19 protein-coding genes are annotated in these 17,766 nt (G+C 67.8%); 16 read left to right on the forward strand and 3 right to left on the reverse strand.

What is annotated here, in order from left to right; all coding sequences use genetic code 11:
* The first annotated feature begins 7 nt into the window (after positions 1-7).
* The 8 genes from LGM56_RS21585 to LGM56_RS21620 all read left to right on the forward strand — a co-directional run bounded on the left by LGM56_RS21585 (position 8) and on the right by LGM56_RS21620 (position 6,975).
* Positions 8-937, forward strand: coding sequence for an MlaD family protein (locus LGM56_RS21585; protein ID WP_089426421.1), 930 nt, complete (start codon positions 8-10; stop codon positions 935-937).
* A 38-nt stretch (positions 938-975) separates the two neighbouring features.
* Positions 976-1,599, forward strand: coding sequence for an ABC-type transport auxiliary lipoprotein family protein (locus LGM56_RS21590; RefSeq protein WP_089495713.1), 624 nt, complete (start codon positions 976-978; stop codon positions 1,597-1,599).
* Between the two features lie 19 nt (positions 1,600-1,618).
* Complete coding sequence (locus LGM56_RS21595) at positions 1,619-2,770, forward strand: VanZ family protein (RefSeq protein ID WP_226206749.1); 1,152 nt, start codon at positions 1,619-1,621, stop codon at positions 2,768-2,770.
* Positions 2,771-2,914: 144 nt separating this feature from the next.
* Positions 2,915-3,232 (forward strand): (2Fe-2S) ferredoxin domain-containing protein, encoded by a 318-nt coding sequence (locus tag LGM56_RS21600; protein ID WP_011694422.1) that lies wholly within the window; start codon positions 2,915-2,917, stop codon positions 3,230-3,232.
* Between the two features lie 13 nt (positions 3,233-3,245).
* On the forward strand, positions 3,246-3,890 hold the full coding sequence (locus LGM56_RS21605) for an alpha/beta hydrolase (protein WP_175236804.1): 645 nt from the start codon (positions 3,246-3,248) through the stop codon (positions 3,888-3,890).
* Between the two features lie 488 nt (positions 3,891-4,378).
* Positions 4,379-5,692, forward strand: a complete 1,314-nt coding sequence (locus tag LGM56_RS21610) for a D-alanyl-D-alanine carboxypeptidase family protein (RefSeq protein WP_089495710.1) — start codon at positions 4,379-4,381, stop codon at positions 5,690-5,692.
* A 48-nt stretch (positions 5,693-5,740) separates the two neighbouring features.
* Positions 5,741-6,667: a D-amino acid aminotransferase gene (locus LGM56_RS21615; protein WP_089495709.1), complete on the forward strand. Its 927-nt coding sequence runs from the start codon at positions 5,741-5,743 to the stop codon at positions 6,665-6,667.
* Entirely contained in the window at positions 6,667-6,975 is a 309-nt protein-coding gene (locus tag LGM56_RS21620; protein ID WP_011353335.1) for a YbeD family protein, read from the forward strand. The genes LGM56_RS21615 and LGM56_RS21620 overlap by 1 nt, the downstream gene beginning before the upstream one ends.
* Here LGM56_RS21620 and LGM56_RS21625 read toward each other — a convergent pair.
* Complete coding sequence (locus LGM56_RS21625) at positions 6,959-7,945, reverse strand: transcriptional regulator GcvA (RefSeq protein ID WP_226206750.1); 987 nt, start codon at positions 7,943-7,945, stop codon at positions 6,959-6,961. The two genes, LGM56_RS21620 and LGM56_RS21625, sit on opposite strands and share 17 nt — an antisense overlap.
* Before the next feature lie 102 nt (positions 7,946-8,047).
* Between LGM56_RS21625 and LGM56_RS21630 the strand changes: the two genes are divergently transcribed.
* The 8 genes from LGM56_RS21630 to LGM56_RS21665 all read left to right on the forward strand — a co-directional run bounded on the left by LGM56_RS21630 (position 8,048) and on the right by LGM56_RS21665 (position 15,206).
* Complete coding sequence (locus tag LGM56_RS21630; RefSeq protein ID WP_089426664.1) at positions 8,048-8,374, forward strand: DUF2917 domain-containing protein; 327 nt, start codon at positions 8,048-8,050, stop codon at positions 8,372-8,374.
* An 84-nt stretch (positions 8,375-8,458) separates the two neighbouring features.
* Positions 8,459-9,217: a lipoyl(octanoyl) transferase LipB gene (gene lipB / locus LGM56_RS21635; RefSeq protein WP_089495708.1), complete on the forward strand. Its 759-nt coding sequence runs from the start codon at positions 8,459-8,461 to the stop codon at positions 9,215-9,217.
* Positions 9,210-10,202, forward strand: coding sequence for a lipoyl synthase (gene lipA / locus LGM56_RS21640; RefSeq protein WP_039346279.1), 993 nt, complete (start codon positions 9,210-9,212; stop codon positions 10,200-10,202). The genes lipB and lipA overlap by 8 nt, the downstream gene beginning before the upstream one ends.
* A gap of 334 nt (positions 10,203-10,536) precedes the next feature.
* A complete protein-coding gene (locus LGM56_RS21645; RefSeq protein WP_089495897.1) occupies positions 10,537-10,905 on the forward strand; it encodes a helix-turn-helix domain-containing protein in 369 nt (122 codons plus the stop codon).
* Between the two features lie 101 nt (positions 10,906-11,006).
* Positions 11,007-12,221, forward strand: a complete 1,215-nt coding sequence (locus tag LGM56_RS21650; protein WP_319000777.1) for a HipA domain-containing protein — start codon at positions 11,007-11,009, stop codon at positions 12,219-12,221.
* 182 nt (positions 12,222-12,403) lie between these two features.
* On the forward strand, positions 12,404-13,420 hold the full coding sequence (gene tauA, locus LGM56_RS21655; RefSeq protein WP_226206752.1) for a taurine ABC transporter substrate-binding protein: 1,017 nt from the start codon (positions 12,404-12,406) through the stop codon (positions 13,418-13,420).
* Positions 13,421-13,446: 26 nt separating this feature from the next.
* Positions 13,447-14,244: a taurine ABC transporter ATP-binding protein gene (locus LGM56_RS21660; protein WP_089495705.1), complete on the forward strand. Its 798-nt coding sequence runs from the start codon at positions 13,447-13,449 to the stop codon at positions 14,242-14,244.
* Positions 14,244-15,206, forward strand: coding sequence for an ABC transporter permease subunit (locus LGM56_RS21665; RefSeq protein ID WP_089495704.1), 963 nt, complete (start codon positions 14,244-14,246; stop codon positions 15,204-15,206). Before LGM56_RS21660 ends, LGM56_RS21665 begins: the two co-directional genes overlap by 1 nt.
* A 15-nt stretch (positions 15,207-15,221) precedes the next feature.
* Here the strand turns inward: LGM56_RS21665 and LGM56_RS21670 are convergent, their stop codons facing one another.
* Together LGM56_RS21670 and ggt are read right to left on the reverse strand one after the other, a co-directional pair.
* Complete coding sequence (locus tag LGM56_RS21670) at positions 15,222-15,875, reverse strand: hypothetical protein (protein WP_226206862.1); 654 nt, start codon at positions 15,873-15,875, stop codon at positions 15,222-15,224.
* Positions 15,824-17,701, reverse strand: a complete 1,878-nt coding sequence (gene ggt, locus LGM56_RS21675) for a gamma-glutamyltransferase (protein ID WP_226206753.1) — start codon at positions 17,699-17,701, stop codon at positions 15,824-15,826. The genes LGM56_RS21670 and ggt overlap by 52 nt, the downstream gene beginning before the upstream one ends.
* Positions 17,702-17,766: the final 65 nt, after the last annotated feature.

The raw sequence follows: 17,766 nt of genomic DNA on the forward strand, positions 1-17,766 counted from the left end.
TCCGCGAATGGAAAACAAATCACATGCGTTCTGGGCCGGCCTGTTCACGATCGCGCTGACGCTCGCGATCGCGGGCACCGTGTTCTGGTTCAACGTCGACCGCACCGTGCGTGTGCCGTACGACCTGCTCGCGCGCACCAACGTGACGGGGCTGTTCCCGGACGCGGCCGTGCGTTTTCGCGGCCTCGACGTCGGCAAGGTGCAGTCGATCGGCTTCGACCGCACGCATCCGGGCCAGATCCGGATCCGGATCCTCGTCGATCACGACGCGCCGATCACGCAGTCGACCTACGGCAGCCTCGGCTTCCAGGGCGTGACGGGCATCGCGTTCGTGCAGCTCGAGGACACGGGCCGCGACCTGGCGCCGCTGCCGTCGTCGCCGAAGGCGATCGCGCAGATCCCGATGCGGCCGAGCCTGTTCGACCAGATCCAGGAGCGCGGCGACGTGCTGCTGCGGCAGCTCGAACTGGCCGCGAAGAGCGCGAATGCGCTGATGTCGCCCGAGATGCGCGAGCAGTTGCGCGCGACCGCCGAAAGCCTGCAGCACGCGGCCGATGGCGCCGCCACGCTGACGAAGCAGCTCGGCCCGGCGGTGACCGCGCTGCCGGAAACGATGCACGAGGTGAACCGCGCGATGGCGTCGGCGAACACGCTGCTGCAGCCGAACGGGCCGCTCGTGTCGAACCTGAACAAGGCCGGCACGGCCGCCGAGCAGATCAGCGTCGCGCTCAACGGTCTCAACACGCGCGTGCAGTACGACACCCTGCCGCGTTTCAACGCGCTCGCCGGCAGCGTCGGCGACGCATCGCGGCAATTGAAGGACGTGGCCGGTGAACTTGGCCGCAATCCGCGCAGTCTGTTGTTCGGTTCGCCCGGCGCGGCGCCGGGGCCCGGCGAGCCGGGCTTCGTCTGGCCGGGTGCGACGGCCGGGCAGTGACACCTATCGAAACCGGAAACATCATGCAGGAACACGCCATGCCACGAATCCTTGACCGCGCGCTGCGTCCCGCCGCGGCCGCGCTTGCCGTGCTGACGCTGTCGCTCGCGGCCGGCTGCGCCGGCAACGGCGCGGTGCTGTCGAATGTCCGCTATGACCTCGGGCCGGCCACGTCGGTCGTGACCGCGGGCCCGGGCCCCGCGCTGAAGGTGCTCGACGTCGCCGCGCCCGACGCGCTCGACTCCGACAAGTTCGCGTACCGCCTCGCGTACGTGGACGCGCAGCACGTGGCCGTCTATCGCGACAGCCGCTGGACCGCGCCGCCCGCGCAACTGCTCACGCAGCGGCTGCGCGGCGCGCTGTCGTCGCGCGGCACGGTGCTCGAAGGCTCCGACGGCGTGCGCGCGCCGACGCTCAAGGTCGACCTGAACGAATTCGAACAGGTGTTCGACGGCCAGTCGCAGAGCCACGGCGCCGTCACCGCGCGCGCGACGCTGATGCTGGACGGCAAGGTGCTCGGCCAGCGCACGTTCGTGGCACGCGCGCCGTCCAGCACGCCGGACGCGGCGGGCGGCGCCCGCGCGCTCGCGACGGCGAGCGACCAGCTCGTGTCGCAGATTGCCGCGTGGGTCGGCATGCAGGCGTACGCGGGCACGCCGTGACGCGTGCCGTGCAGCCGCGATGAGCGCGACCGGCACCCTTCGCGCATCGCCGCTCGCGCGGCAGGCCTTTGCCGCTTACGCGGCCCTCGTCGTCTACGCGTCGCTGTATCCGTTCGCAGGCTGGGTGTCGCTCGGCATCGGGCCGTTCGACTACCTGTTCGCGCCGATGCAGCGCTACGTGACCGCATTCGACGTGGTCACGAACGTGCTCGGCTATATGCCATTCGGCGCGCTTGCCGTGCTCGCGCTGCACCCGCGCTGGCGCGGCGTGGCCGCGACGCTGATCGCGGCCGGGCTCGGCGTGCTGCTGTCGGGCACGATGGAAGCGCTGCAAACCTACCTGCCGACGCGCGTCGCGTCGAATCTCGATCTCGCGGCCAACGCGCTCGGCGCGCTGCTGGGCGCGGCGCTCGTCGCGCCGGCCACCGGTGCGCTGCTCGATCGCGGCGCGCTGCGCCGGCTGCGCTTCGCGTGGTTCGAGGACGACGGCGCGACGCCGCTGCTGCTCGCCGGGCTGTGGCCGTTCGCGATCCTGTTTCCGTCGCCATTCCTGTTCGGCATCGGCGACTGGCCGGCCGCGCTGTGGGAGCGCGCCGACGTGTCGATGCAGGACGCGCTGCTCGCGTGGCTGCCGGCCGCGTGGCGCGTGGGCGAATGGCCGGAGCGCGTCGACGGCTGGCTGTCCGACTCCGGCTGGGAAGCCGCGCTCGGCGGGTTGATGCTGTTCGCCGCGCTGACGATCGCGTCGCTCGCGATGCGGCCGCGCGCGCCGCGCATCCGGCTCTTGGTCGCGCTCGTCGTCGCGACGCTCGTGCTGAAGGCGGCCGCGACCTTCATGCAGTCGGCCACCGGCCTCGTCGTCGTCTGGGCGACGCCCGGCGCGCGGCTCGGGATCGAGCTCGGGTTCGCGGCCGCGCTCGTCGCGCTGCACGTGCCGGCGACCTGGCGCGCGACGTTGGCGGCGCTCGCGCTGCTGGCCGGCGTGGCGCTCGTGAACCTGCTGCCGGTCAATCCGTTCTTCGATTTCACGCTGTCGGGCTGGCGGCAGGGCCGCTACGTGCACTTCAACAGCCTCGCGCGCTGGCTCGCGTGGATCTGGCCCTACGCGGCGCTGATCTGGCTCGGCCAACGCGTCGAGCATGCGTGGCTGCCGGCTGCCTTGCGCCGGTGACGCTGTAGCCCCGGCGGCGCGGCGGCGGTATCGCGGGCAGCACCGTGCGCCGCTCGTTATAATCGTTCGGATTCTCCGCTGCCGCGCGCAGCGGCAACCGCTCCTCTTTCCGCACGGCCTCGCGCCGCGCCGCTCGTCACCATCATGGATTCCTACTACCAGCACCACGTCTTCTTCTGCCTGAACCAGCGCGAACCGGGCGCCGAACGCCCGAGCTGCGCGCAATGCGACGCGCAGACCATGCAGGAATATGCGAAAAAGCGCGTGAAGGAACTCGGCCTCGCGGGGCCCGGCAAGGTTCGCATTAACAAGGCCGGCTGCCTCGACCGCTGCGAGGAAGGGCCCGTGATGGTCGTGTATCCGGAAGGCACGTGGTACACGTACGTCGACCAGGCCGACATCGACGAGATCGTCGAATCGCACCTGCGCGACGGCAAGGTCGTCGACCGCCTGAAGATCTGAGCGGGCCGGCCGAATGAACGTTCATACGCAGAAGTCGCTGATCGCGGGCCCGGTCGGGCAGATCGAAATCGCCGTCGACCTCCCCGACGCCGTGCGCGAAAGCGGCGCCGCGCCGCGCGGCATCGCGCTCGTCGCGCATCCGCATCCGCTGTTCGGCGGCACGATGGACAACAAGGTCGCGCAAACCCTGGCGCGCACGCTCGTGCAGTTGAACTACGTCGTGTTCCGGTCGAACTTCCGCGGCGTCGGCGCGACCGAAGGCGTACACGACAACGGCACCGGCGAGGCCGACGACCTGCTCGCGGTGCTCGCGCACATGCGCGCGCAGCCCGCGTATGCCGACCTGCCGCTCGTGCTCGCGGGCTTCTCGTTCGGCACCTTCGTGCTGTCGCACGTCGCGAAGCGGCTGCGCGACGCGGGCGAGACGATCGAGCGGATGGTGTTCGTCGGCACGGCCGCGAGCCGCTGGCAGGTGGCCGACGTGCCGGAGAACACGCTCGTGATCCACGGCGAAACCGACGACACGGTGCCGGTCGCTTCCGTGTACGACTGGGCGCGGCCGCAGGAACTGCCGGTCGTCGTGATTCCCGGCGCCGAGCATTTCCTGCATCGCAAGCTGCACGTGCTGAAGCGCATTATCGTCGACGCATGGCGCTAGCCCGTGCGCGGGGGCCGGCATGACGCCGGCAGCCTGCTTCGCCATTTGCACATGACCTCCGGTCCTCGCCCGAGGCGCGCTTTCCCCCACGCGACATCGCGCCGCACCGTGCGGCGCCACCTCACTTCCACCTCGCCTGCGCATGCCTTTCGCACCCCTTCGCGTGCGATGACGGGCAGCTTGCCGTCACCCCGCGCTCGATGCGGATGTGCAACTGTCCGGCGCCGGGTTCGCGAAAACGCCCTGCGCGCCCACGTATAATGGCCGGATTCCGCGTCGCCCGCGGCCCGGCTGGGCCCATTGCGGCGCTCGTTTCGCCGCCTGTCCGCCCGCTTGCGACGGCCGCGAACCGAACGCGTCCGCACGAGTCCAACCGGCGCGTTTCGCGCCGCCCGACGATGTCGGGCGAGTGCCCGAAACGCCCGCCGCCTTGCCGTTCAACCCTGCGCGTTTCGCACCGCACTTTCTGCCATCAGCCTGAATCGATCATGCGTCTGTCTCCCCAAGGCCTCAAGTCCCTCGCTTCCTCCATCGCCTTCGGCACCGCCGCGCGCAACGTCGCGCTCGGCGTGATGCTGCCCGTCGCGCTCGCCTCGACGATCGTCGTCGCCGAAGCGAAACCGGCCGCCAAGGCCAAGGCCGCGCATGCGGCGCCGGCCGCCACCGAGCAGTTCACCGGCGCGCCCGCGACCTACATGCCGGGCGCGGTGCCGCCGCCGGGTGTGAATGCGCGCTCGTGGGTGCTCGTCGATGCGACCAGCAACACGGTGCTCGCATCGGGCAATGCCGATGAACGCGTCGAGCCCGCGTCGCTGACGAAGCTGATGACGGCGTACCTCGTGTTCGAGGCGCTCGACAAGAAGAAGATCTCGATGGAGCAGATCGTCACGCCGAGCGAAGCCGTGCGCCGCGTCGGCCGCGACGAGTCGCGCATGTTCATCGAGGCGAACAAGCCGGTGTCGGTGCACGACCTCGTGTACGGGATGATCATCCAGTCGGGCAACGACGCCGCGATCGCGCTGGCTGAACTCGTCGGCGGCAGCGAAGGGCAGTTCGTCACGTTGATGAACGACGAGGCGCAGCGCCTCGGCATGAAGGGCACGCACTTCGCCGACGTGAACGGCATGCCCGACCCGAACCACTACACGACGGCCGGCGACCTCGCGAAGCTGTCCGCGCACCTGATCCGCGATTTTCCGCAGTACTACAGCATCTTCTCGGAGAAGGAATTCAAGTACAACAACATCCGCCAGGGCAACCGCAACCGCCTGCTGTGGCTCGACCCGACGGTCGACGGCCTGAAGACGGGCCATACGCAAGCGGCCGGCTACTGCCTGATCGCGTCGGCGAAGCGCGCGATCCCGGGCGTGGACGGCCAGCGCCGCCTGGTGTCGGTGATGATGGGCGAGCAGAAGGAAAGCGAGCGCACGCAGGACAGCATGAAGATGCTGAACTACGGCTACAGCGCGTTCGATTCGGTGCGCCTGTTCAAGGGCGGCCAGGCGATGTCGACGCCGCGCATCTACAAGGGCAAGGACAACACCGTGCAGGTCGGCGTGAAGGCCGACCAGTGGGCGACCGTGCCGCGCGGCCTCGGCGACAAGATCAAGACGGAAGTCGACGTCAACGCGCCGCTGATCGCGCCGCTCGCGGAAGGCCAGCAGGTCGGCACCGTGAAGATCGTCGCCGACGGCAAGACGCTGTCGGAATTCCCGGTCGTCGCGCTGCAGGCCGTGCCGGAAGCGGGTATCTTCGGGCGTATCTGGGACTCGATCCTGCTGATGTTCAGCAAGAAGAAGTAAGCACGACGGGCCTTTGTTTTCGCGACTTCATCCCCATCTGACATAGCTATGAGCCAAGCCGAATTCGAACCGATCGTCTACCTCAGCGTCTCGTCGCAGGAGGAAATGGTGCCGCTGTCGGAAGCCCGTGTACCGGTGCTCGACCGCGGGTTCATCTTCGGCGACGGCGTGTATGAAGTTGTCCCCGTTTATGCGCACGACGGTGCGCACGTGCCGTTCCGGATCGAGCAGCATCTGGCACGGCTCGAGCGCAGCCTGAAGAAGATCGGCATCGCGAGCCCGCACGACGACGCGGGCTGGCGGGCGTTGATCGAGCGCGTGGTGGCGGCGAATGCCGAAGGGCTCGGCGATGGCAACGCGCTCGTCTACCTGCAAGTGACGCGCGGCGTCGCGAAGCGCGGCCACGCGTTCCCGGCGAACGCGGTGCCGACGGTGTTCGTGATGACGAGCCCGCTGCGCCTGCCGTCCGCCGAAGAGCGCGCGCGGGGCGTGCGCTGCGTGACGGCCGAGGATCGTCGCTGGCTGCATTGCGACATCAAGTCGATCTCGCTGCTCGGCAACGTGCTGATGGCGCAGCATGCGGCCGAACGCGATGCGTTCGAGACGCTGCAGCTGCGCGACGGCAACCTGACGGAAGGCTCGTCGTCGAACGTGTGGATCGTGAAGAACGGCGAGCTGCTCGCGCCGCCGCGCAGCAACAAGATCCTCGAGGGGATCCGCTACGCGCTGATCGAGGAACTGGCGGACGAATGCAAGATCCCGTTCGTCGCACGCGAGATCAGCGAAGTGGAGTTGCGCGCAGCCGACGAAATCATGATCACGTCGGCCACGAAGGAAGTGCTGCCCGTCACGTCGCTCGACGATCTGCCCGTGCATGGCGGCAAGCCGGGCCCCGTATTCGCGGCGTTGTACGACGCGTACCAGCGCGCGAAAGCGCGCGAGTTTGAACAGTTTGACCTAACCCGGAGCAAATGATGAGCGAACCGACCAAAACCATCGAGGTGACCGGCGCGATCGATACCCGGAAGGAGTCGCTGCTGGAGTTCCCGTGCGATTTCCCGATCAAGATCATGGGCAAGGCGCACCCCGAGTTCAAGGACACGATCTTCAAGGTCGTCGCCGTTCACGACAATGAGATCGACGTCGAGAAGATCGAGGAGCGCGCGTCGAGCGGCGGTAATTACACGGGCCTCACGATCACCGTGCGGGCGACGAGCCAGGAACAGCTCGACAACATCTACCGCGCACTGACCGGCCATCCGATGGTCAAGGTCGTGCTCTAAGCGCCTTCCATCCTCCTTCCTGCGCGCACTCGGCGGGGGTCTTCCCCGCCGCGCGCCGCGCGTCCAGCTCGTCGCACAGCCGCTTGTATTCGGCGACTTCCTGAAGCAGCCAGGTCCTGAACGCCTGCACGCGCGGCGTGTTCACGAGCGGCGGCGGACACACGAAAAAATAGTGCCACGGGCTCGGCCCGTCGATGTCGAACAGGCGCACGATGCGCCCGTCGAGCAGGTCGTGCACCGCGAGCGAGCGGCGCACGAGCGCGATGCCCTGGCCGTCGATCGCGGCCAGCAGCAGGTTCGACGAATCCTGGTACAGAATCCCCCGTTTCGGCTCGGTCAGCGTCTTGAGCCCGGCCGCGTCGAACCACGGCCGCCATAGCTCGTCGTCCGAGCGCAACAGGTTGTAGTGCACGAGATCCGCGGGCGTTTGCGGCAGCTTGCCGCCGTTCAGCGTCGGCGCGCACGCCGGAAAGAACACCTCGTCGAACAGCGGCTCGACATGGAGCCCCGGATAGTTGCCTTGACCGAAGCGGATCGCGATGTCGACGTCGTCGCGCGCGAAATCGGTGAGCGAGTTGGTGGACTGCAGCTCGACGTCGATTTCCGGATGCCGCTCGATGAACGTGCCGATGCGCGGCGTGATGAAGCGCGCGGCGAACGACGACAGCATCGACACCACGAGCCGCCGGTCGCGGTCGCTCGCGCGCACGTCGCGGGTCGCATCGGCGATCACCATCAGCGCGGTGCGGATCTGCTGCGCGTAGCGCATGCCGGCGTCGGTCAGGCACAGCCGCTTGCCGTTGCGCGTGAACAGCTGCACGCCGAGTTCTTCCTCGAGTGCGCGTACCTGGTGGCTCACCGCGCCGTGCGTGACGAACAGCTCGTCGGCGGCGCGCGAGAAATTCTCGTGACGGGCGGCGGCTTCGAACGCGCGAATCGCGTTCAGCGCAGGTAGCTGGCGGAGGTCCATTTGCTAATTTTCCTCACATCGACGTGAAAATTGGTCGTTTTGTCTGACGCCTTGGAGTGACTACGATTGTAGCCATCGAAGCACTTTTTGGCGGAGTCGATCATGCAAGAAATTTCTTCAAGCATCACGTTCGAAATCCCCGCGGGCGAAACCGTGCCGATGAAGGTACAACGCAGCACGCGGCTGATCGTCCAGAGCGGGCCGGTGTGGGCAACGCGCAGCAACGACGTCAACGACTACTTCCTGGTCGACGGCGAAACGCTGAAGCTGCGCCGCGGCGAGCGGCTGTGGCTCAGCGCGGAGGGCCGGGAGGGCACGCGCGTGGCGTTCTCGGTGTCGCGGCCGCCCCGGGAAGTCGCGCTCGGCGGGCTGGCACGGCTGCGTGAACGGCTGTCCGCGCTGCTCCATGACGGATGGCGCACCGTCTGACCATCATTTCCTCCGACGGATACCGGCGATCCGTCCCCCTCCCCAGGCCGGCGAGACCCACGGGTTTTCGGTAAACTACCGCCCATGTCCGTTTCGCCGGTTTCCATCGTGTCCACGCCTGTTGCCGTTTCCGCATCGCCCACCGGATCCCCGGATCAGCCGGCCCCGCCGGTCACCGTGCGGTGGCGGGGCGTCGAGACCTACGAGGCGAGCTTCGACGCGATGCGCGCGTTCACCGACACGCGCACGGCCGACACCGGCGACGAGATCTGGCTGGTCGAGCACCCGCCCGTCTACACGCTCGGCCAGGCCGGCGACCCGGCCCACCTGCTGGTGGCCGACAGCGGCGTGCCGCTCGTGAAGGTCGACCGCGGCGGCCAAATCACTTACCACGGCCCCGGCCAGATCGTTGCGTACCTGCTGCTGGACCTGCGTCGGCGCAAGCTGATGGTGCGCACGCTGGTGACGAAGATCGAGGAGGCCGTGATCGAAACCCTCGCGGCGTATAATCTCGCTTCGGTCCGCAAGGCGGGCGCGCCCGGGATCTACGTGGCGTCCGGCGTGCACGAAGGCGCGAAAATCGCGGCCCTCGGCCTGAAGATCCGCAACGGCTGCAGCTATCACGGGCTGAGCCTGAACGTGAAGATGGATCTGCGCCCGTTTCTTGCGATCAACCCGTGCGGCTATGCCGGACTGGAAACTGTCGACATGGCGAGCCTCGAGGTTGCCGCCGACTGGAACGACGTCGCCCACACGCTGGTGCGCCGTCTGATCGCCAACCTCGACGGCGCATCCGCGGCCGCCGACAAGCCGCAGGCACTGGAACAACATTCGAATGACTGACGTTACCGCTTCCCCCGCACCGGCCGATTCGGCCGCGACCCCTGCCTACGATCCGACCGCCAAGCAGAAGGCGCAGGCGAAGACGGCGCGCATCCCGATCAAGGTCATTCCGATCGAGAAGCTGAAGAAGCCCGAGTGGATCCGCGTGAAGGCGGCCACCGGCAGCTCGCGCTTCAACGAGATCAAGACGATCCTGCGCGAGCACAACCTGCATACGGTGTGCGAGGAAGCGAGCTGCCCGAACATCGGCGAATGCTTCGGCAAGGGCACCGCGACGTTCATGATCATGGGCGACAAGTGCACGCGCCGCTGCCCGTTCTGCGACGTCGGCCATGGCCGCCCCGATCCGCTGGATCCGGACGAGCCGAAGAACCTCGCGCGCACGATCGGCGCGCTGAAGCTCAAGTACGTGGTGATCACGAGCGTCGACCGCGACGACCTGCGCGACGGCGGCGCGGGCCACTTCGTCGAGTGCATCCGCGAAGTGCGCGAGCAGTCGCCGGAAACGCGCATCGAAATCCTGACGCCGGACTTCCGCGGCCGTCTCGACCGTGCGATCTCGATCCTGAACGCCGCGCCGCCGGACGTGATGAACCACAACCTCGAAACGGTGCCGCGCCTGTACAAGGAAGCGCGCCCGGGTTCGGACTACGCGCACTCGCTGAAGCTGCTGAAGGACTTCAAGGCGCTGCATCCGGACGTCGCGACGAAGTCGGGCCTGATGGTCGGCCTCGGCGAAACCGAAGAGGAAATCCTGCAGGTGATGCGCGACCTGCGCGCGCACGACGTCGACATGCTGACGATCGGCCAGTACCTGCAGCCGTCCGAGCACCACCTGCCGGTGCGGGCGTACGTGCATCCGGATACCTTCAAGATGTACGAGGAAGAGGCGTACAAGATGGGCTTCACGCACGCGGCCGTCGGCGCGATGGTGCGCTCGAGCTATCACGCCGATCTGCAGGCGCATGGGGCCGGGGTGGTCTGAGCACCGTTGCTTTGCCGTCTTCCGGCGAAACCAAAAGAAGCCCGCAGCGATGCGGGCTTTTTTGTTGATGCGGACGCGGAGCGTGGCCAAACGGCCGAATTGTGTGCCGGTAGGGTGCCGTCGATGATGTACGCGACGACGAAGTGTTGGACTACGCGACACGTCAGAGTCGCGCTGTTAGCGGTGGCCGCGTTGGGTGCAGTAGCGCATTGCCCATCAATGAATGCCATTTAAGGTATCTAATGAGAGCTGTTATACGGGTTAATGGTTCTCGTTGGGGCTCTTAAGGGGTGCTCGCCTTGAGATCCTGCTGTGTCGACTTATAATGGGTCTCATGGAAACCATTAAGTCGGATAAAGGCTCGGTTGAGAACCGTAAGGTTGAGCGACCTTTGCCTGTCATCGCGCAGCGTACGCTCAAGAAACTGGGTGGCGACATCAATCGTGGCCGGCGTCGGCGAGGGTTGACGCAGCAGGCGTTGGCCGAGCGTGTCGGAGCAGGACTCAGCACGATCAAGCGACTGGAGGCCGGTGATCCGCGCATGCAACTGCATGTGCTTGCGCGCGTGCTTCAGGTGTTCGGTGAACTCGACCGGCTGAGCGATCTGCTCGACAGTGCACAGGACGACGTCGGGCTCGCGCTGATGGACGAGCAACTGCCCCAACGGGTTCGCACGCCCAAGAAGAGCCCCCACGCATTTTGAGCAGCGAATGAACGGTAAAGCGATCAAACCGGATGTCAGCGACGCACTCGGCCGGGTTGCCGGTCGGGCGCTTACTCTATGTGAGTCAAGGGCGGCGCGAATTGTCCCAGTTCGTCTATGACGAGCGCTGGTTGACGCATCCCGATCGCTTCGAGATATCGCCGGATCTGCCGCTGCACGCTGGCTATCAGACCCGCCGCGCACCGCGCGCGGTGGATTCGGTCTTTCACTTCGCGCTCGCCGATACGGAGCCCGATGCATGGGGGAGACGCGTCATCGATCGAGCGCACGCCAAGCTGCGTCGAACCCAGCCCGACCTCAGGCCACTCAACGAGCTGGATTATTTGTGTGCGGTCGATGACTTCAGCCGGGTTGGTGCGCTGAGGCTGTGTCGTTCGGGCCGGTATTTGCGGACCGAGGAGGGCGGGCGGCGGACCACGCCACCTTTCATCGAACTCGAGCGGATCGCCGATGCCACGCGCGCGCTCGAGGCGGGCACCGACACGGCCGCCGATCTGAGCTATCTGCAGGGCAAGGGTACGTCGCTGGGTGGTATGCGCCCGAAATGCACGGTGCTGGACGAGAACGGCAGGCTCGCCATCGGCAAGTTTCCCAGCATCGGGGACACGATCAACGTCACGCGAGCCGAGGTGCTGGCACTGCGTCTCGCTCGCATGGCCGGTATCGATGCGGCGGGCGCGCGATGCGTGATGGTGGGCGAGACGCCCGTTGCGCTCATCGAACGGTTCGACCGCACCGGCGACGATCTTCGTATTCCGTATCTGTCAGCCGCGTCGATGCTGCAGGCGTCCCGTGACGATGAGCACGCCTATACGGAGATCGTCGATGCGATGCGCCAGCATGGCGCCCGGCCGCTCGATGATGCGCGCGAGCTCTGGCGGCGTCTCGTGTTCAACCTCCTTATCACGAACACTGACGACCATCTGCAGAATCTCGGCTTCCTTTACGACGGCAATCGACGATGGCGGTTGGCACCGGCTTTCGACGTCAATCCGATGCCCGGCAAGTTGCGCGAATCGAAGACGTGGCTCACCGAGGATACGGGTCCGATCGATTCGATTGGCATGCTGCTCGATGCATGCAGTCATTTTTCGTTGACGCGCGAACAGGCGCTTGACGTGCTGGGCGGCGTGTTCGATGCCGTTCAGAGTTGGCGGCGCGTCGGTCAATTGGCGGATATCGGTTTGACGGTACGGGAACTCGACGATCTAGAGGACGCGTTCGAGCACCCGCAGACCGAGCTAGCGCGCAGGTATCTCGGCCGGCCAGTGCGAACCGCGACCCGCGAACGCTGACACACGCGTTCCGCGTCCCCGCACGACAATCGCCACCCGACCGGACGCGTAATCCGGTCGAGCATGGAAAGCAAAGCTGAAACGGCATCGATAGCTTCGCAGGATAAGTTCGCTCCCGCCGCGCGCAAAGCTCCTATAGTCGGCTCTCCCGCAGCAATGCCCGCATTCCGAAGGAGAGCCGCATGTCCCGTTTCAGCTTCATCCGCCGCGCCGTCGTCGCGCTGACCGCCTTTGCCGCGCTCGGCGCGGCGCACGCCGAAACGCGCGAAGTCGTGATCGCGTACCAGGACATGGTGGTGCCGTGGCGCTATGCGCAGGCGAGCGGTGAAGTCGAAAAGGCGACCGGCTACAAGGTCACGTTCCGCAAGCTCGACAGCGGCGCCGACGTGATCCGCGCGCTCGCGTCGGGCTCCGTGCAGCTCGGCGAAGCCGGCTCGAGCCCGATCGCGGCCGGGCTGTCGCAGGGGCTCGACATCTCGCTGTTCTGGGTGCTCGACAACATCAACGACGCCGAGGCGCTCGTCGCGCGCAACGGCTCGGGCGTGACGAACGTCGCATCGCTGAAGGGCAAGAAGATCGGCGTGCCGTTCGTGTCGACGTCGCATTTCCACACGCTCGTCGCGCTGCAGGCCGCGGGCATCAATCCGAACGACGTGAAGATCGTCAACCTGCGTCCGCCCGAAGTCGCGGCGGCGTGGGCACGCGGCGACATCGACGCGACCTACATCTGGGATCCGGTGCTCGCGAAGGTCAAGCAGTCGGGCACCGTGCTGACGACGTCCGGCCAGGTTGCGAAAGAAAGTGGCAAGGCGACCTTCGACGGCTTCGTCGTGAGCCGCAAGTTCGCGCGCGAGAATCCCGAGTTCGTCACGCGCTTCGTGAAGGTGCTCGCGGCCGCCGATGCCGACTATCGCGCGCATGCGGCGGCGTGGAAGGTCGGTTCGCCGCAGGTCGCGGCGGTCGCGAAGGTATCGGGCGCGAACGCGCAGGACGTGCCGGCCAGCCTCGCGCTCTATGCGTTCCCGACGGCGGCCGAGCAGGCGTCGCCGACGTGGCTCGGCGGCGGTTCGCAATCGGGTGCCGCGAAGTCGCTGGCGGCGACGGCCACCTTCCTCAAATCGCAAGGCACGATCCAGACGGTGCTCGCCGACTATTCGGCCGGCGTCGATCCGCAGTTCGTGCAGAAGGCCGCGCGCTAAGCGGCGATCATCGCGGAGCCCTGAGCATGAGCACGCTGGAAGTCCGTCAGGTATCGGTGGCCTATCCGGGCGAGCGCGGCAGGCCGACGACACAGGCGCTCGCGCGCGTCGACCTGCGCATCGATGCCGGTGAATTCGTCGTCGCGCTCGGCGCGTCCGGGTGCGGGAAGACGACGCTCTTGAATTGCATGGCCGGCTTCGTCGCGCCGACCACCGGTGAGGTGTGCGTCGACGGCGTGCCGGTCACGGGCCCCGGCGCCGATCGCGGCGTCGTGTTCCAGAAGTACGCGCTGCTGCCGTGGCTCGACGTGCTCGACAACGTCGCGCTCGGGCTGCGCTTCGCGCGCGTGTCGAAAGCCGAACGCGAAGCGCGGGCGCGGGAGATGCTCGCGCTCGTCGGGCTCGACGCTCATGCGCATGCGCGCGTGTACGAGCTGTCGGGCGGGATGCAGCAGCGTGTCGGCATCGCGCGTGCGCTCGCGAGCGACCCGCGCGTGCTGCTGATGGACGAGCCGATGGGCGCGCTCGACGCGATGACGCGCGGCACGATGCAGGCGCTCGTGCTCGACGTATGGGCGCGCACCGGCAAGACGGTGTTCTTCATCACGCACGATGTCGAGGAGGCGCTGTTCCTCGCGACGCGCCTCGTCGTGATGACGCCCGGCCCCGGCCGGATCGCGGAAACCTTCGAATTGCCGTTCGCGCGCCGTTACGTCGAATCGCGCGATGCGCGCGCGGTGAAGTCGTCACCGGATTTCATCGCGTGGCGCGAGCGGCTGATCGCGTACCTGCATCGCGACGAAGCGGCCGAGGCGGCCGCGTGATGCACGAACTCGCGCGACAGGGCGCGTCGGTCGGACGCGGTCGGATCAGCACTTTGCACAGGCAGGACAGCATGAGCACGCAGGATTCGTGGACGGCCGACGGAACGGCCGCGGGTGTCGAGCAGGGCGATCGCACGCAGGCTCGAGCGACGGAGCGCCGTGCGCCGTCGTCGCGCCGCTACCGGTTGCCGGGGGAGGGGAAGACAGCGGCCTTGAGCACGGCGACGGTCGCGGTGCTGGCCGTGCTGTGGTGGGTCGCCACGCATCGCCAGTGGCTGCCGCCGCTGTTCCTGCCCGCGCCGGAAGCCGTGTGGACGGCGTTCGTCGATGCCTGGCATGGTCGCATTCAGGGTGGGCTGCCGTTGTCCGAGCACCTGCTTTGGAGCGCCGCGCGCGTGTTCGGCGCGTTCCTGCTCGCGACCGCGATCGGCGTGCCGGCCGGCATCCTGATGGGCGTGAGCCGCGTCGCGCGCGGCGTGCTCGATCCGCTGCTGGAGTTCTACCGGCCGCTGCCGCCGCTCGCGTACCTGCCGCTCGTCGTGATCTGGTTCGGCATCGACGAAACGGCGAAGCTCGTCGTGATCTTCCTCGCGTGCTTCGCGCCGATCGCGATGGCCGCGCGCGCCGGCGTGCGTGCTGCGACGGTCGAGCAGATCAACGCCGCGTATTCGCTCGGCGGCAGCTTCGCGCAGATCGTGCGGCATGTGGTGCTGCCGGCCGCGCTGCCGGAAATCCTCACCGGGCTGCGGATCGCGATCGGCTTCGGCTGGACGACGCTCGTCGCGGCCGAGATGGTGGCCGCGACGGCCGGGCTCGGGCAGATGGTGCTCAACGCGTCGAGCTTCCTGCGCACCGACATCGTCGTGATGGGGATCCTGATCATCGGCGCGATCGCGTGGCTGTTCGATCTCGCGATGCGGTGGGTCGAGCGGCGGATCGTGCCGTGGAAGGGGCGTGGTTGACGCAGCGCGCAGTGCTCAGATGTGCTGGTGCACGACCGCCAGCGGCTGGCCATACGCGGCGGTGAATTCGGCGATGAACGCATCGCTCAGCAGCCAGTTCTGGAAATTGAAGCCGAGATTGCCGAAGGCCCACGGCGGGTCGTAGCGCCACTGCGTCACGGCCTGCCGATGTCCGCACGCGCCGCATACGAGCGGAGCCGCATCGTCACCCTTGAACCAGTCGGAAAATGCATCACCCCATGCGTCGCCGAGTGCGGTCTGCTCCGCGTTGCACGCCCGGCAGAAAATTTCGAGGCCGTTCCCCCCGGCATCGAAGATGCGGCGCTCCACGGCGACCTCCAGCCAGTTCGGGATTGACGGCGGCAAATTCGCGCGCGCGTCGCAGGCGTTCGCATGATGCGGGCCGGGTGGGTAACCGGTTCGGTCGATGGCCGTCAGATGGCTTTCCTTGAGCCCCCAGGTCTTGCCCCATTCGCGATACAGGTCACCGACGCGCGTCGCCGTGCCGACGATGCCTGCCGCCTGCAGCCAAGCGATCATTCTCTGCGCTTGCGCGGGCGCCGCATCGAGTGAGACCGCTGGGTCGATCAGCCACGTGAAGTTGTCGCTCATCGCCCTCAATCCCCCATCGCCGCGCCTTCCCGCCGCGGATCCGCGCCGCCGAACCACACTGTCTGCCCCTGCACGTTCAGCCGCTGGATCCCCTGCAGCCCCGAGTTCATCTCGACGACCTGCACGTCGTGCCCGCGGCCCTTCAGCCCGTCGGCGAGCGCTTCCGACACGCGGCCGCGTTCAAGCTGCGTCGGCCCGTTCATCGACCCGAAGTTCGGCAGCGCGATCGCCTGCTGCATCGTCATCCCCCAGTCGAGCACGCCGACCAGCGTCTTCGCGACATGATTGATGATCGCGGGGCCGCCGGCCGAGCCGACGATCATCGTCACCTGCTTCGTCTTCTTGTCGAACACCAGCTCCGGCGACATCGCCGAGCGCGGCCGCTTGCCGGCCTGCACGCGGTTCGCGACCGGCCGGCCGTTGTCGTTCGACACGAACGAAAAATCGGTGAGCTGGTTGTTCAGCATGAAGCCGCGCACCATCAGCCGCGAACCGAACGCGTCCTCGATGCTGGTCGTCATCGACAGCGCCTGGCCGTAGCGGTCGACGATCGCGATGTCGGACGTCGACGGCAGCTCGGGGCTGCGGTCGTCGGCCATCGCGAGCGTCGCGCCCTGCGGCGTGCCGGCTTGGGCCACGCCCATGCTGCTGTCGCCGATCAGGTGCGCGCGCTGCGCGAGATAGGTCTTGTCGGTGAGGCTCGCCCAGCTGCCACCGGGCAGCGGCACGAAATCGGGATCGGCGACGTAGCGCGCGCGGTCCGCATACGCGAGGCGTCCGGCTTCGCTGAACAGGTGCGCGGCGAACGGGGTCGGCTCGTAGCCGACGTCGTTGCGCACCGGCTTCTGCGCGCCGATCTGCTGCCAGTCGGGCATCGCTTCGAGGATGCCGAGCATCTGCGCGATCGCGAGGCCGCCCGACGACGGCGGCGGCATCCCGCACACGACCGAGCGCCGGTAGTCGGCGCACAGCGGCGCGCGCACCTTCGCCTTGTAGCGCGCGAGATCCTGCAGCGACAGCAGGCCCGGGTTGGTCGGGTGCTTGCGCACCTTCGTGACGATGTCGCGCGCGATCGCGCCGCTGTAGAACGCGTTCGCGCCGCGGTCGGCGACCTGGCGCAGCACGGTCGCGAGCGCGGGGTTCTTCAGCACCGTGCCGGCCGCCTTCGGCGTGCCGTCCGGGTTGTAGAAGTACGCGCGCGCGGCCGGGTCGTTCTTCAGGTATCGGTCGTTGGCGATCAGCGTCGCGAGCCGCGGGCTGATCGTAAAGCCGTGCTCGGCGAGCCGGATCGCCGGCTGGAACAGCCGGCGCCACGGCAGCTTGCCGTGCGCGCGATGCGCGGCGTCGAGCATGCGCAGCACGCCCGGCGTGCCGACCGAGCGCCCGCCGACGACACCTTCGTAGAAGCTCATCGGCTGGCCGGTCGGCCCGTAGAACAGGCGGTCGGTCGCGGCGGCCGGCGCGGTTTCGCGGCCGTCGTAGGCCTGCGTTGCCTTGCCGTCGAAGTACAGCAGGAACGCGCCGCCGCCGATCCCCGACGATTGCGGCTCGACGAGCGCGAGCACCATCTGCGTGGCGATCGCCGCGTCGATCGCGGTGCCGCCCGCTTTCAGCATCTCGTAGCCGGCCTGCGTCGCGAGCGGGTTCGCGGCCGCGATCATGAAGTGCTGCGAGGTCCAGCCGGGCTTGTCGGTCCAGCCGGACGACAGCTCGGGCGCGTGGAAGCCGGGCAGCGGCACGGCGGCGCCCGAGGCGGCGACGACGGGCACCACCGCGCCCGACGGCGGCGTGGACGGGGACGTGCAGCCGGCGTTGAACGCGACGAGCGCGACGGCGGCGAGCAGCGTCCAGGAGCGCGAATGCGGACGAATCCGGTCGAACATTGAACCCTCGGCAGCAGTGAATTCGAAGGAGGCGACAGTGCCGGCGCAACGCGGCTGCCCGCCCC

Source organism: Burkholderia sp. AU38729, from assembly GCF_020419725.1.
GTDB lineage: Bacteria > Pseudomonadota > Gammaproteobacteria > Burkholderiales > Burkholderiaceae > Burkholderia.